Origin of the sequence: Kitasatospora sp. NPDC127116, from assembly GCF_042677365.1 — a bacterium.
GTDB classification, from domain to species: domain Bacteria; phylum Actinomycetota; class Actinomycetes; order Streptomycetales; family Streptomycetaceae; genus Kitasatospora; species Kitasatospora lactacystinica.
The window spans coordinates 39,904-56,449 of the sequence record NZ_JBHXTL010000021.1 but is presented as its reverse complement, the minus strand read 5'-3'; the positions used below and the strand labels follow the sequence as shown (position 1 = coordinate 56,449).

Below are 16,546 nucleotides of genomic sequence, written 5' to 3'. Positions count from 1 at the left end.
GCACGCGGCGGCGGCGAAAGTCCAGGAATTCCCTCAACGGGCCGGCCGGTCGTCTCCGTCTATTCGTCGCGCCATCCGTGGAAGAGGGTTTCACCAGATGGTTGATAAGGATACGCTTCGCGATTATCTGAAGCGGGTCACCGCCGATCTCCACCGGACCAGGCAACGCCTGGCCGATTTCGAGGCGGCGGACGCCGAACCGCTGGCGATCATCGGGATGAGTTGCCGGTTCCCCGGCGGCGTCCGTTCACCGGAGGACCTCTGGCGGCTGGTCGCCGACGGCGCCGACGCCATCGGCCCCTTCCCGGAGGACCGCGGCTGGGCCCTCGACCACCTCTTCGACGACGACCCGGACCGGGCCGCGACCAGCTACGTGCGCGAGGGCGGCTTCGTCACCGGGGCCACCGAGTTCGACCCCGGGTTCTTCGACATCTCGCCGCGCGAGGCGCTGGCGATGGACCCGCAGCAGCGGCTGCTGCTCCAGGCGTGCTGGGAGGCCGTCGAGCGCGCCCGCCTCGACCCCACCTCGCTGCGCGGCAGCGACACCGGCGTCTTCATCGGCGCCGGCGACCAGAAGTACACCGCGCTGGTCGCCGGGTCGCCGCACGAGGGCGGCGAGGGCTACCTGCTCACCGGCGGCGCCAGCGCCGTCATCTCGGGCCGGGTCTCCTACGCGATGGGCCTGGAGGGCCCCGCGATCACCGTGGACACCGCCTGCTCCTCCTCGCTGGTCGCGCTCCACCTGGCCGCCCGTTCGGTGCGCCAGGGCGAGTGCTCGCTGGCGCTGGTCGGCGGCGTCACCGTCATGGCCACCCCGGGTGTGTTCACCGAGTTCAGCAAGCAGCGCGGGCTGGCCGGGGACGGCCGGTGCAAGTCCTTCGCCGCCGCGGCCGACGGCACCGGCTGGTCCGAGGGCGTCGGCGTGCTCCTGGTGGAGCGGCTCTCCGACGCACGCCGGCTCGGGCACCCGGTGCTCGCCGTGGTGCGCGGCTCGGCGGCCAACCAGGACGGCGCCTCCAACGGGCTCACCGCCCCCAACGGGCCGTCCCAGCAGCGGGTCGTCATGCAGGCCCTGGCCAGCGCCAAGCTGTCCACCGGGGACGTCGACCTGGTCGAGGCGCACGGCACCGGCACCGAGCTGGGCGACCCGATCGAGGCCCAGGCCCTGCTGGCCACCTACGGCCAGGGCCGGGCGCAGGACCGTCCGCTGTGGCTCGGCTCGGTCAAGTCCAACATCGGGCACGCCCAGGCCGCGGCCGGCGTGGCCAGCGTGATCAAGACCGTGATGGCGCTGCGGCACGGCGTGCTGCCGGCCACCCTGCACGTGGACGGACCGACCCCGCACGTGGACTGGTCGGCCGGCGCGGTGGAACTGCTCACCGAGTCCCGGCCCTGGCCGCGCGGCGCCGAGCCGCGCCGCGCGGGCGTCTCCTCGTTCGGCATCAGCGGCACCAACGCCCACATCATCCTGGAGGAGGCCGACGAGCCCGCGGCCGACGAGCCCGGGGCGGCGGAGGCCGGGGCGGCGGAGGCCGTGGCAGGCCCGGCCGGCGGGGAACTCCCCTTCGTCCTCGGCGCCAAGAGCGAGGCCGCGCTGCGCGGCCAGGCCGCGCGGCTGCGCGCCCTGCTGACGGCCGACCCGGCGGTGCACCCGGCGGACCTCGGCCGCTCGCTGGCCGTCACCCGCGCCGCGCTGAGCCACCGCGCGGTGGTCGTCGCGGCCGACCGCGCCGGCCTGGAGGCCGGCCTGGCCGCCCTGGAGGACGGCACCGAGAGCGGCCGGGTGGTGCGCGGCACCGCCGCCCGCAGGAGCGGCAAGCTGGCCTTCCTGTTCACCGGCCAGGGCGCCCAGCGCGCCCGGATGGGCGCCGAACTGGCCGCCGCCCAGCCCGTGTTCGCCGAGGCCCTGGCCGAGGTGTGCGAACGGCTGGACCCGCACTTCGACCCGCCGCTGCGCGCCGTGCTCGACGCCGAGCCCGGCAGCGACACCGCCGCGCTGCTCGACCGGACCGCCTACACCCAGGCCGCGCTGTTCGCCGTCGAGGTGGCGCTGTACCGCCTGGCGACCGCCTTCGGCCCGGCCCCCGACTTCCTGCTCGGTCACTCGGTCGGCGAGGTCGCCGCCGCCCACGTCGCGGGCGCGCTCCCGCTGGACGACGCCTGCACCCTGGTCGCCGCGCGCGGCCGGCTGATGCAGGCGATGCCCGAGGGCGGCGCGATGCTCGCCGTCGGCGCGGACGAGGCGCGGGTCCGCGAGGACCTGGCCGCGGTGGCCGACCGGGTCGCCGTCGCCGCCGTCAACGGGCCGGCCTCGACGGTCGTCTCCGGCGACCGCGAAGCGGTCCTGGCGCTCGCCGCCACCTGGCGCGAACGCGGCCTGCGCACCCGCGAGCTGCGGGTCTCGCACGCCTTCCACTCGCCGCACATGGACGGCATGCTGGCGGAGTTCCGCGAGGTCGTCGCGGGGCTCGCGTTCCGGCCGCCGGTGATCCCGGTGGTCTCCAACCTCACCGGCGCCCCCGTCGGCGCCGAGCAGCTGGCCGACCCGGACCACTGGGCCCGGCAGGTCCGCGAGACCGTCCGGTTCGCCGACGGGGTCCGGCACCTGGACGCGCAGGGCGTCACCCGCTACCTCGAACTCGGGCCCGACGGCGTGCTCACCGCCATGGCCCGGGAGAGCCTCGCCCACCGCGAGGACACCGTCTTCCTGGCCCCGCTGCTGCGCCGCGACCGGCCCGAGCCGCTGAGCGTCGCCACCGCGCTGGCCGGCCTGCACGTGCACGGCGGCGCCGTCGACTGGGCCGCCGTCTTCGGTGACGGACGCCTGCTGGACCTGCCGACCTACGCCTTCGAGACCGCGCCGTACTGGCCCAACACCGCCTCCTGGCGCGGCGACGTCACCGCGGCGGGCCTGAGCGCCATCGGCCACCCGATGATCGGCGCCGGAATCTCGCTCGCCGGCGGGGACGAACTGCTGTTCACCGCACGGCTGTCCGCCGACGCCCACCCGTGGCTGGCCGACCACCGGGTGCACGGCCGGGTCGTCGTTCCCGGCACCGCCTTCGTCGAACTCGCCGTCCACGCGGGCGACCAGGTCGGCTGCGGGGACCTCGACGAGCTGGTCCTGGAGGCCCCGCTGGCGCTGCCCGACCGCGGCGCGGTCCAGGTCCAGGTGGCGGTCGGCGCCGCCGGCCCGGACGGCCGCCGCACCGTCACGGTGCACGCCCGGCCCGAGGAGCGGGCCGACGACAACTGGTCGGAGCGGCCCTGGACCCGGCACGCGACCGGCGTGCTGGCCCCCACCGCCGACGGCGCGGCGGCCGAGCCGGCCCCGCAGCAGTGGCCCCCCGCAGACGCCGCCCCGGCCGACGCGGACGCCGTGTACGAGCTGCTGGAGACGGCCGGACTGGCGTACGGCCCGGCCTTCCGCGGCCTGGCCGCCGCCTGGCGCCACGGTGACGCGATCCTGCTGGAGGCCCGGGCCGGAGACCCCGAGGAGGCCCGCCGCTACGGCCTGCACCCGGCGCTGCTGGACGCCGTCCTGCACGCGCTCGCGGTCCGTTCGACGGCCGACGGGGGAGCCGACGGCACCCCGCTCACCGCCGGACTGCCGTTCTCCTGGACCGGGGTCGCCCTGCGCGCCTCCGGCGCCCCCGGCGTCCGGGCCCGGATCACCCCGCTGGGTGAGGACGCGCTCTCCCTGGTCGCCTGGGACGGCGACGGCCGGCCGGTCGTCACCGTCGAGCGCCTCGTGCTGCGCGCGGCCGCCCCCGCCGGTCCGTCCGCCGACCCGGCCGGGCTGTACCGGGTGGACTGGCGGCGCCCGGCCGACGGCGGCACCGCGGTCGCCGTGCCCGCGGACCTCGCGCTGCTGGACGCCGAGGACGCCTTGGCCGCGGCCGTCGACGAGGACGGCCACGTGCCCGGAATCGTGGTGCTGCCATGCCCGGCCGGCTCGGCGCAGGAGGCCGTCGCCCGGGTGCTGACGGTGCTCCAGGACTGGCTGGCCGACGACCGCTTCACGCCCGCCCGCCTGGTGGTGTTCACCCGCGACGCGGTCGCCGCCGCCCCCGGCGACCCGGTCGCCGACCCGGCCGGCGCCGCCGCCTGGGGCCTGGTGCGCACCGCGCAGACCGAGCACCCCGACCGCTTCGTCCTGCTGGACGCCCCCGCCGGGGTGCCGGTGCCGACCGAGGTGCTGACCGCCGCCGTCGCCTGCGGCGAACCCCAACTGGCGCTGCGCGACGGCGAACTCGCCGCCGCCCGCCTGGTCCGCGCGGCCGTGCCCGCCGGCCTGCCGGCCCCGGCCGGAGCCGGGGCCTGGCGGCTGGACACCCGCGACCCGGGCACCCTGGAGGCCCTCGAACTGCTGCCGGTCGACCCGGCCGCCCCGCTGGCCCCCGGCGCGGTGCGGCTCGGCGTGCGCGCGGCGGGCCTGAACTTCCGCGACGTGCTGGGCGCGCTCGGCATGTACCCGGGCGAGGTCGTGCTCGGCGGCGAGGCCGCCGGCGTGGTGCTGGAGGTCGGACCGGACGTCGAGGGCCTGCGCCCGGGCGACCGGGTGTTCGGCCTCTGCCCGGCCGCGTTCGGCCCCGTCGCCGTCACCGACCACCGGCTGCTCGCGCCGATGCCCGCGCACTGGTCCTTCGCCGAGGCCGCGGCCGTCCCGATCGCCTACGCCACCGCCTACTACGGCCTGGTGGACCTGGCCGGCCTCCGGGCCGGCGAGTCGGTGCTGATCCACGCCGCCGCGGGCGGCGTCGGCACCGCCGCCGTCCAGGTCGCCCGACACCTGGGCGCCGAGGTCTACGGCACCGCCAGCCCGGCCAAGTGGGAGGCGGTGCGCGCCCTGGGTGTCGCCGCCGACCGGATCGCCTCCTCCCGGGACACCGGCTTCGCCCGGCGCTTCGCCGAGGCCACCGACGGCCGCGGCATGGACGTGGTGCTGGACGCCCTGGCCGGCGAGTTCGTCGACGCCTCGCTCGACCTGCTGCCGCGCGGCGGCCGCTTCATCGAGATGGGCAAGACCGACGTCCGCGACCCCGGCGAGGTCGCCGCCCGCCACCGCGGCGTGCGCTACCAGGCCTTCGACCTGATCGAGGCCGGCCCCGAGCGGATCGGCGAGATCCTCGCCACCCTGCTGGAGCTGTTCCGCGCCGGCGAGCTGCGGCTGCCGCCGCTGCGCGCCTGGGACGTGCGCACCGCCCCCGAGGCGTTCCGCCACATCGGCCAGGCCCGCCAGATCGGCAAGGTCGTCCTCACCCTGCCGCGCGCCTTCGACCCGGACGGCACCGTCCTGGTCACCGGCGGCACCGGCGGCCTCGGCCGGGGCCTCGCCGAGCACCTGGCGACCGCCCACGGCGTCCGCCACCTCACCCTGCTCAGCCGTACCGGGCCCGCCGCCGAGGGCGCCGCCGCGCTCACCGAGGCGCTGGCCGAACGGGGCGCGCAGGTCGAACTGCTCGCCTGCGACGCCGCCGACCGGGACGCGCTCGCCGCGGTGCTCGCCGGGCTCACCCGCCCGCTGACCGGGGTGTTCCACCTGGCCGGCGTGGTGGACGACGCCGTGGTCACCGGGCTGACCCCGCAGCGCGCCGCCGCCGTCCTGCGCGCCAAGGCGGACGCCGCCGCGCACCTGGACGAGCTGACCCGGCACGCCGACCTGGCGGCCTTCGTGCTCTACTCCTCTGCCGCCGGCACCCTGGGCAGCGCCGGGCAGGCCGGCTACGCCGCCGCCAACGCCTACCTCGACGCCCTCGCCCACCGCCGCCGCGCCGCCGGGCTGCCCGCGCTGTCGCTGGCCTGGGGCGCGTGGCAGGACACCGCCGGCATGACCAGCCGGCTGACCGGGGCCGAGCGCGAGCGCATCGCCCGCTCCGCCTTCCCGCCGCTCTCCGTCGAGCGCGGCCTCGCGGCCCTGGACGCGGCGCTCGCCCTGCCCCACCCGGCGCTGGTCGCCACCGGGCTGGACCAGGCGGCCCTGGCCGCCGGCGCGGGGTCGCTGCCGCCGCTGCTGCGCGAACTCGTCCGCGGCGGCACCCGGCGCGTCTCCGGCGCCGACCCGGCCGCCGCCGGTTCGACCCTCGGCCGCCGGCTGGCCGGACTCGGCGCGGAGGACCGGCTCCGGCTGCTGCTGGAGCAGGTGCGCGGCCAGGCCGCCGCCGTGCTCGGCTTCGCCGGGCCCGAACCGGTCGACCCGAACCGGGCGTTCAAGGAGCTCGGGGTCGACTCGCTGACCGCGGTCGAGCTGCGCAACCGGCTCTCCGCCGTCACCGGGCTGCGGCTGCCGGCCACCCTGGTCTTCGACCACCCGACCCCGGCGCTGCTCGCCGAGGAGCTCGGTCGCGAACTGCTCGGCGCGTCCGAGCCCGAGCCCGCGTCCGGGACCGCCACCGCCGGCCCGGCCCCGGTGGCCGCCACCGGCCCGGCCGACGACCCGCTGGCGATCATCGGCATGAGCTGCCGACTGCCCGGCGGCGCCGACACCCCCGAGGGGCTGTGGCGGATCGTCAGCCAGGGCGTGGACGCCATGACCCCGGTGCCCACCGACCGCGGCTGGGACCTCGGAGCCTTCCCGGAGGGCTTCGCGGACGGCCTCGACGGCGGCTTCGTCGACGGCCTGGCCGACTTCGACCCCGCCTTCTTCGGCATCAGCCCGCGCGAGGCCCTGGCGATGGACCCGCAGCAGCGGCTGCTGCTGGAGACGGCCTGGGAGGCGATCGAGAGCGCCGGGATCGACCCGACCACGCTGCACGGCAGCCCGACCGGCGTCTTCGTCGGAAACGCCACCACCGGCTACAGCGTCGGCGCCACCGAGGTGCCCGAGGGCATCGGCCCGCACCTGATGCTCGGCACCGCCGCCTCCGTCACCTCCGGCCGGGTCGCGTACACCCTCGGCCTGGAGGGCCCGGCGCTGTCCATCGACACCGCCTGCTCCTCCTCGCTGGTGGCGCTGCACACGGCGGGCGAGGCGCTCGGGCGCGGCGACTGCTCGCTCGCGCTGGTCGGCGGCGTGACCCTGATGGTCGTGCCGACCATGTTCGTCGAGGGCACCCAGGGCGGCGCGGTCTCCACCGACGGCCGCTGCAAGGCCTTCGCCGCCGCCGCCGACGGCACCGGCTGGGGCGAGGGCGCCGGCATGCTGCTGGTCGAGCGGCTCTCCGACGCCCGCCGCAACGGCCACCGGGTGCTGGCCCTGGTCCGCGGCACCGCCGTCAACCACGACGGCGCCAGCAACGGGCTGACCGCCCCCAGCGGCCGGGCCCAGCAGAAGGTCATCCGGCAGGCGCTGAGCGCCGCCCGGCTCGCCCCCGGCGACGTCGACGCCATCGAGGCGCACGGCACCGGCACCGAGCTGGGCGACCCGATCGAGGCACGGGCGCTCCAGGCCGTCTACGGCCGGGACCGGGAGGCCGACCGCCCGGTGTGGCTCGGCTCGGTCAAGTCCAACATCGGGCACACCCAGTCCGCGGGCGGCGTCGCCGCCGTGATCAAGATGGTCCAGGCGATGCGGCACGACCTGCTGCCCGCCACCCTGCACGTGGACGAGCCGACCCCGCACGTGGACTGGTCGGCGGGCGCGCTGCGCCTGCTCACCGAGCCGGTGCCGTGGCCGCGGGGCGGTCGCACCCGCCGGGCGGGCGTCTCCTCGTTCGGCATGAGCGGCACCAACGTCCACGTGATCCTGGAGGAGGCGCCGGAGCAGGCCGAGGCCCCGGCGCGGCCGGCCGCCCCGTCCCTGGACGGCGCCCCCACCCCCTGGCTGCTGTCCGCCCGCGGCGAGGCCGCGCTGCGCGCGCAGGCTGCACGGCTGCTCGAACACCTCTCCACCCGGGCGGAGCTGACGGACCGTCAGATCGCCGGAGCGCTGTCGTCCGGCCGCTCCGCCTTCGACCACCGCGCGGTGCTCCTCGCCGACGACCGGGACTCCTTCACCGAGCTGCTGACGGCGCTCGCCGAGGACCGGACGGCCGAGGGCCTGGTGCGCGGCGTCGCCGCCGCCGGGGGCCGCACCGTGTTCGTCTTCCCCGGCCAGGGCACCCAGTGGGCCGGCATGGCCGCCGGTCTGCTGGAGGCCTCCGAGGTCTTCCGCGACTCCGTCCGGGCCTGTGACGCCGCCCTGGCCCAGTACGCCGACTGGTCGGTGGAGGACGTGCTGCGCGGCGCCGAGGACGCCCCGCCGATCGAGCGGATGGACGTCGTCCAGCCCGTGCTGTTCACCATGATGGTGTCGCTGGCCGCGCTCTGGCGCTCGCACGGCATCACCCCCGCCGCCGTGGTCGGGCACTCCCAGGGGGAGATCGCGGCGGCCCACGTCGCGGGCGCGCTCACGCTGTCCGACGCGATGCGGATCGTCGCGCTGCGCAGCCGGCTGCTCCTGGCGCTCGCCGGGCAGGGCGCCATGGCGTCGGTCTCGCTGCCCGAGGACGAGGTGGCCACCCGGATCGAGGCCTGGCCGGGTGAGCTGCACATCGCCGCCGTCAACGGCCCGCGCTCGATCGTGGTCGCCGGAGACCCGGGGACGGTCGACGGGTTCGTCGAGGCGCTGGCCGCCGAGGACGTGCGGGTGCGCAAGGTCCGGGTCAACGGCGCCGGCCACTCGCCGCAGGTCGAGCCGCTGCGCGAGGCCGTGCTGGAGGCGCTGGCCGGCATCGAGCCGCGGCCCGCCCGGACGGCCTTCTACTCCACCGTGACCGGCGGCGCGCTCGACACCACCGAGCTGGGCACCGCCTACTGGTACCGCAACATGCGCGAGCCCGTCCGGTTCGCCCACGCCGTCCGCTCCCTGCTGGAGGACGGCTACCGCACCTTCGTCGAGTCCAGCCCGCACCCGGTGCTGGGCCCCGGCGTGCAGGAGGCCGCCGAGGAACTCCCCGGCACCGGCGAGGTGACCGTGGTCGGCACCCTGCGCCGCGACGAGGGCGGCCCGGCCCGGTTCCTGCGCTCGCTCGCCGAGGCGCACGTCCACGGCGCCCGCCCGGACTGGTCCGCGGTCCTCGGCGGCGCCCCGGCCACCGCCGTCGAGCTGCCCACCTACGCGTTCCAGCGGCAGCGCTACTGGCTCGACCTGCCGACGGCGCACGGCGCCGCGGCCGGCGACGCCCTGCGCGACCCGGCCGAGGAGCGGTTCTGGGCGGCGGTCTCCGAGGCCGACCCGGCCGGGCTGGCCGAGGCACTCGGCGTGGACGACCCGGACGCCCGCGCCGCGCTGGCCGCCGCCGCGCCCGCGCTGCCGGTGCTCTCCTCCTGGCGGGCGCGACGCCGGGACGGCTCCACCATCGACAACTGGCGCTACCGGGTGCGCTGGCGGCGCATCGCCCGCACCGAGGGCGCCGAACTCTCCGGCACCTGGCTGCTGGTCGTCCCGGGCGGCGAGGACGACGGGACCGCCGCGTTCTGCGCGCGGGCGCTCGGCGAGCACGGGGCCCGCGTGGTGACCGTCTCGCCCGCCGCCGACGACCCGTCCGGCGACGGCCTCGGCGAGCGGATCGCCGAGGCGGTGGCCGAGGGGCCGGCCGGCGTGCTCTCCCTGCTGGCCCTGGACGAGGAGACCCACCCGGACCACCCGGTGCTCTCCCGCGGGCTGGCCCGCACCCTCGCCCTGGTCCGGGCCGTGGAGGCGGCCGGCGGCACGGCACCGCTCTGGATCGCCACCCGGGGCGCGGTCTCGGTGGGGGCCGCCGACCCGCTGACCCGCCCGGAGCAGGCCGGCGCCTGGGGCCTCGGCCTGACCGCCGGACTGGAACTCACCGGCCGTCGGATCGGCCTGCTCGACCTGCCCGCCGACCCGGACGACCGCGCCCTCGCCCGGGTGGCCGCCGTGCTCCACGGCGGCTCCGGCGAGGACCAGGTGGCCCTGCGGGCCGCCGGCGTCTTCGGCCGCCGGATGGTCCGGGCCCCGCGCGAGGACGCCGCGGGCACGGACGGCTGGCAGCCCCGCGGCACCGTCCTGGTCACCGGCGGGACGGGCGCCGTCGGCGGCCACGTGGCCCGCTGGCTGGCCCGGGCCGGCGCCGAACGGCTGGTGCTGGCCGGCCGGCGCGGACCGGCCGCCCCCGGCGCCGCGGAGCTGGCCGCGGAGCTGACCGCGCTCGGCGCCGAGGTCCGGATCGAGGCCGTGGACGTCACCGACCGCTCCGCCGTCGCCGCCCTGCTGGCGCGGCTGCCGGAGCTCACCGCCGTCGTGCACGCGGCCGGCGTCGCCCAGAGCACGCCCGTGCTGCACACCGACGTCGCGGAACTGGCCGCCACCCTGGAGGCCAAGGTCGCCGGCGCCGTCCACCTGCACGAACTCGCCGGGGACGACCTGGAGGCCTTCGTCCTGTTCTCCTCCGGCGCGGCCGTCTGGGGCGGCAGCGGCCAGGCCGCCTACGCGGCCGCCAACGCCCGCCTGGACGCGCTCGCCCAGTACCGGCGCTCGCTCGGGCTGCGCGCCACCTCGGTCGCCTGGGGCGGCTGGGCCGGCGGCGGCATGGCCACCGACGAGGCGATGGCCGTCCTCGGCCGGCGGGGCCTGGCCCTGATGGACCCGCAGCTCGCGGTCACCGCGCTCGGCCAGGCGCTCGCCGACGACGAGACCCTGCTGACCGTCGCCGACATCGACTGGGCCGCCTTCGCCCCGGCCTACAGCGCCGCCCGCGAGCGGCCGCTGATCGACGAGATCCCCGAGGCCCGGGAGGCGCTCGCCGACTCCGGGCCGCAGACCGCGGCGCCCGCCGGCGAGGGCGAGTTCGCCCAGCGGCTGGCCGCCCTCCCCGCGGGCGAGCGCGGCCGGGTCGTCCTCGACCTGGTCCGCACCCACACCGCCGCCGTGCTCGGCTACCCCGGACCCGGGGACGTCGAGCCCGCCCGGGCGTTCCGCGAGGTCGGCCTGGACTCGATCATGGCGGTCGAGGTCCGCAACCGGCTGCGCACCGCCACCGGGCTGCGGCTGCCGGCCACCATGGTCTTCGACCACCCGACGCCGGCCGCCGTCGCCGACCACCTGGCCACCCTGCTGCTCGGCGCCCCGGCCACCGCGGCCCCCGCGCCGGAGCACGGCGCGGCGCCCGCGGACGACGACCCGATCGCCATCGTCGGCATCGGCTGCCGCTTCCCCGGCGGCGTCCGCTCCCCGGAGGACCTGTGGGAGCTGGTGCTGGGCCGCCAGGACGCCGTCACCCCGTTCCCCGCCGACCGCGGCTGGGACCTGGACGCGCTCTACCACCCCGACCCGGACCGGCCCGGCACCACCTACGTCCGCGAGGGCGGCTTCCTGGAGGGCGCCGGCCACTTCGACGCCGAGTTCTTCGGCATCAGCCCGCGCGAGGCGATCACCCTGGACCCCCAGCAGCGGGTGCTGCTGGAGGCGGCCTGGGAGGCGCTGGAGCGGGCCCGGATCAACCCGGCGACGATGGCCGGCGCCAAGGCCGGCGTCTACGTCGGCACCTCCTTCCAGGGCTACGGCGTGGACGCGCAGGACGGCATCGCCGCCTCCGAGGGCTTCTTCCTGGCCGGGACGGGCACCGCCGCGGTGTCCGGGCGGCTCGCGTACACGCTCGGCCTGGAGGGCCCGGCGGTCACCGTGGACACCGCCTGCTCCTCCTCGCTGGTGGCGCTGCACCTCGCCTGGCAGGCGGTGCGCAACGGCGAGTGCACGCTGGCCCTGGCCGGCGGCGTCACCGTGCTGCCCACCCCGGTCTCCTTCACCGAGTTCAGCCGCCAGCGCGGACTGGCGCCGGACGGCCGCTGCAAGGCGTTCGCCGCCTCCGCCGACGGCACCAACTGGGGCGAGGGCGTCGGCGTGGTGGTCCTGGAGCGCCTCTCGGAGGCGCGCCGCAACGGCCACCCCGTGCTCGCCCTGTACACCGGCTCGGCGACCAACCAGGACGGCGCCTCCAACGGCCTGACCGCGCCCAACGGGCCGTCCCAGCAGCGGGTCATCCGCCAGGCGCTGGCCAGCGCCGGGGTGCGGCCGAGCGACATCGACCTGGTCGAGGCGCACGGCACCGGGACCTCGCTCGGCGACCCGATCGAGGCCCAGGCCGTGATCGCGACGTACGGTCAGGACCGCCCCGAGGACCGGCCGGTCGGGCTCGGCTCGCTGAAGTCCAACATCGGGCACACCCAGTCCGTCTCCGGCGTCGCCGGTGTGATCAAGACCGTGATGGCGCTGCGCGCCGGCGTCCTGCCGCCGACCCTGTTCGCCGAGGAGCCGACCCCGCACGTCGACTGGAGCGCGGGCCGGGTCGAGCTGCTGACCGAGGCCCGCCCCTGGCCGAGCACCGAGGGCCCGCGCCGGGCCGGCGTCTCCTCCTTCGGCGGGACCGGCACGAACGCCCACGCCGTCCTGGAGCAGGCCCCGGAGCCCGAGGAGGAGCCGCGCGCGGAACGCGCGGCCGGCACGCTGCCCTTCGTGCTCTCCGCCCGCGGCCCGCAGGCCCTGCGCGAGCAGGCCGAACGGCTGCTGGCACACCTGGACGCCGAGCCCGCGGCGGACCTCGGCGACCTCGCCTACTCGCTGGCGACCACCCGCACCCCGTTCGCCGAGCGCGCCGTGGTGCTCGCCGCCGACCGGGCCGAGCTGCGCGGCGGCCTCGCCGGGCTGGCCGCGGGGCAGACCCCCGAGGGCACCCCGACCGGCTCGGCCGTGAACGGCCGCACCGTGTTCGTGTTCGCCGGCCAGGGCGCCCAGTGGGCCGGCATGGCCGCCGGGCTGATGGACTCCTCGGAGGTCTTCGCCGAGCACATCGCCGCCTGCGACGAGGCGCTCGCCCCGTACACCGACTGGTCGTTGGTGGACGTGGTGCGCGGCGTCGAGGGCGCGGCCGCGCTGGACCGCGTCGACGTGGTGCAGCCGGCCCTGTGGGCGATGATGGTCTCGCTCGCCGCGGTCTGGCGCTCCTGGGGCGTCGAACCGGACGCGGTGATCGGCCACTCGCAGGGCGAGATCGCGGCCGCCTGCGTGATCGGCGCGCTGTCGCTGGAGGACGCCGCCCGGGTGGTGGCCGTGCGCAGCCGGGCGATCACCGCGCTGTCCGGCAAGGGCGGCATGGTCTCGGTCGCGCTCCCCGCCGCGAAGGCCGGGGAACGGATCGCCCCGTGGGCGGGGCGGATCTCCGTCGCCGCCGTCAACGGGCCCTCCTCCGTGGTGGTCTCGGGCGAGACCGGGGCCCTGGAGGAGTTCTTCGCCGGCTGCGAGGCGGACGGGGTCCGGGTCCGCCGGATCGCGGTCGACTACGCCTCGCACTCGGCCCAGGTCGAGGCCGTCGAGCAGCGGCTGGTCGCGGAACTCGCCGGGATCACCCCGCGTTCCTCCGCGGTCTCCTTCTACTCCACCGCGCTCGGCCGCTGGACGGACTCCGCCGAGCTGGACGCCGGGTACTGGTACCGCAACCTGCGCAACACGGTCGGCTTCGAGCAGGCCGTGCGCGCCGTCGCGGCCGAGGGCTACCGGCACTTCGTCGAGGCCAGCCCGCACCCGATGCACACCGTCGGCATCCAGGAGACCCTGGACGACCTGGACGAGGCCGTCACCGGCGGCGGCGCCGTGGTCGGCTCGCTGCGGCGCGACCAGGGCGGCCTGGACCGGCTGTGGACCTCCGCCGCCGAGGCGCACGTGCGCGGCCTCGCCGTGGACTGGGCGCAGCTGCTCGGCGGCCTCGGCGCCCGCACCGTCGACCTGCCCACCTACGCCTTCCAGAGCAGGCGCTACTGGCTCGGCGGCTCCGGGGCCGGCTCCGGCGCGGCCGAGGCCGCCACGGCCGGGCTCGGCGCCACCGGGCACCCGCTGCTCGGCGCCGCCGCCGACCTCGCCGGGCTGGACGCCGTCCTGATGACCGGCCGGCTCTCCCGCCGCTCCCAGCCCTGGCTGGCCGACCACGCCGTGCTCGGCACCGTCCTGCTGCCCGGTACGGCCTTCGTCGAGATCGCGGTGCAGGCCGGCGCGCAGGTCGGCTGCGGCCACGTCGAGGAGCTCACCCTGGAGACCCCGCTGCTCCTGCCGGAGCACGGCGCGGTACGCCTGCAGGCCGTCGTCCAGGCCCCGGACGCCGCGGGACGCCGGATGCTGAGCGTCTACTCCCGGCCGGACGACGGCACGGCCGCCGCCGGCACCGACGGCTGGACCCGGCACGCCACCGCGACCCTGGCCCCGGAGCCGCCCGCCCCGGCGTTCGACCTCGCCCAGTGGCCGCCGCGGGACGCCGAGCCGATCGACCTCGGCGGCTTCTACCAGGAGCTGGAGGCGCGCGGCTACGCGTACGGGCCGACCTTCCAGGGCCTGCGCGCCGCCTGGCGCCTGGACGAGCAGATCTTCGCCGAGGTGTCCCTGCCGGAGCCGGGCCCGGACGCCGAGCGCTTCGGCGTCCACCCGGCGCTGCTGGACGCGGCGCTGCACGGCATCGGCATGCTGCGGGCGCTGCGCGAGTCCGAGCGCGGCGAACGGGCCCGGGCCGAGCTGCCGTTCGCCTGGCGCGGGGTCGGCTGCCACCAGCGGGGCGTCACCTCGCTGCGGGTCCGGCTGGCCTTCGCCGAGGCGGACGGGATCACCCTCCAGGCCGCGGACGACACCGGGCTCGCCGTCGCCTCGGTCGAGGCGCTGGTCTCCCGGCCGGTGCCGGACGGCCTCGGCACCGCCCCGGCCCCCGGACAGTCGCTGTTCCAGGTGGAGTGGACCGGGGCCGCCCCGGCCGGGGACACCCGGCCCGGCCGCCTGCTGCTGGCCGGTGACGACCCGTCCGGGCTCGCCGAGCGGCTCACCGCCGCCGGCGCCCCGCCCGAGCGCCACCGGGACCTGGCCGCGGTGGCGGCGGCGCTCAGCGGCACCGACGAGCCCGCGACCGTCCTGGTCCCGCTCGCCGGCGCCACCGGCGGTGACCCGGCCGAGGCGGTCCGCACCGTCACCCACACGGCGCTGGCGCTGGCCCAGCAGTGGCTCGCCGACGACCGCTTCGGCTCCTCCCGCCTGGTGCTGGTCACCCGGGGCGCCGTCGCGGCCGACCCGGCCGAGGCCCCCGCCGACCTGCCCGCGGCGGCGGCCTGGGGCCTGCTGAAGTCCGCCCAGTCCGAGCACCCCGGCCGGTTCGTGCTGCTCGACGAGGACGGCCACGAGGACACCGCCCCCGCCCTGCTCGCCGCGCTGGGCACCGACGAGCCCCAGGCCGCGCTGCGGTCCGGCGCCGTGCGGGTGCCGAGGCTGGCCCGACTGGCCGTACCGGCCCGGCCGGACACCCCGGTGTTCGACCCGGACGGCACCGTGCTGATCACCGGCGGCACCGGCACCCTGGGCCAGGCGCTGGCCCGGCACCTGGTGACCGAGCACGGCGTCCGGCACCTGGTGCTGGCCGGCCGGCGCGGACCGCAGGCCCCCGGCGCCGCCGAACTGGTCGCCGAACTGGCCGACCTGGGCGCCGAGGCCGAGATCGCGGCCTGCGACGTGGGCGACCGCACGGCGGCGGCCGCGCTGCTGGCCGGCATCCCGGCCGACGCCCCGCTGCGCACCGTCGTGCACGCGGTCGGCGAACTGGACGACGGCGTGCTCGTCGGGCTCGACCCGGCGCGCGTCGACCGGGTCCTGCACGCCAAGGTCGGCGGTGCGCTGCACCTGGCCGAGCTGACCCGCGGCACCGGACTGTCCGGCTTCCACCTCTTCTCCTCGGCGGCCGGCACCTTCGGCGGCGCGGGCCAGGCCAACTACGCCGCGGCCAACGCCTTCCTGGACGCCTTCGCCCAGGCCCGCCGGGCGGAGGGGCTGGACACGGTCTCCTTCGCGTGGGGCCCGTGGGCGCAGCCGACCGGGATGACCGGGAACCTGACCGAACTGGACGTCAACCGGGTGCGCCGGCTCGGCATGACGCCGGTGTCCACCGCGGAGGGCCTGGCGCTGTTCGACGCGGGTCTGGCCGCCGGCACCGCCGTGGTCGTGCCGATCAACCTGGACACCGCCGCGCTGCGGACCCAGGGGCTGCTGCCCCCGCTGCTGCGCGGTCTGATCCCCGCGGCGCCGACGGCGCCCGGGGCGGGCGGTCGGACCGGGGCCGCGGCCCGCGACGCGCACCTGCCCGAGCGGCTGGCCGGCCTCTCCGACCGGGAGCGGCTGGAGGCGCTGCTCGACCTGGTGCGCACCCAGGCCGCCACGGTGCTGGGCCACGACTCGGCGGGCTCGGTCGGTGCCGAGCGGGGCTTCCTGAAGGTCGGCATGGACTCGCTCACCGGCGTCGAGCTGCGCAACCGGCTGGCCCTGGCCACCGGGCTGCGGCTGCCGGCGACGCTGATCTTCGACTACCCCACGCCGCTGGACCTGGCGCGTCACCTCCGGGACGAGCTCGCCCCGGCGCCGACCGCCCCGGCCGCGAGCGCCCTGGACGAGCTGGCCAGGTTCGAGGAAGTCCTGAAGAACGTCGGCACCGACGGCTCCGAGCGGGCCGAGGTCGGCCGACGGCTACGCGAACTGGCCGCCCGATTCGGCGAGTTCGGCACCACCGACAGTGCGGCGAGCCTGGAGACGGCGACCGCGGAGGAGCTGTTCCAGATCCTCGACCAGTCGCAGTGAGATCCGGGGGAGACG

General features: G+C 77.7%; 1 protein-coding gene. It reads left to right on the top strand.

The window, feature by feature from the left end:
• Window positions 1–97: 97 nt before the first annotated feature.
• Window positions 98–16,531, top strand: a complete 16,434-nt coding sequence (locus tag ACFVHV_RS12045; RefSeq protein WP_380350917.1) for a type I polyketide synthase — start codon at window positions 98–100, stop codon at window positions 16,529–16,531.
• Window positions 16,532–16,546: the final 15 nt, after the last annotated feature.

What these genes read in the sequence shown, in the direction of transcription:
- ACFVHV_RS12045 (WP_380350917.1), top strand. Translation starts at nt 98, where the DNA reads ATGGTTGATAAGGATACGCTTCGCGATTATCTGAAGCGGGTCACCGCC.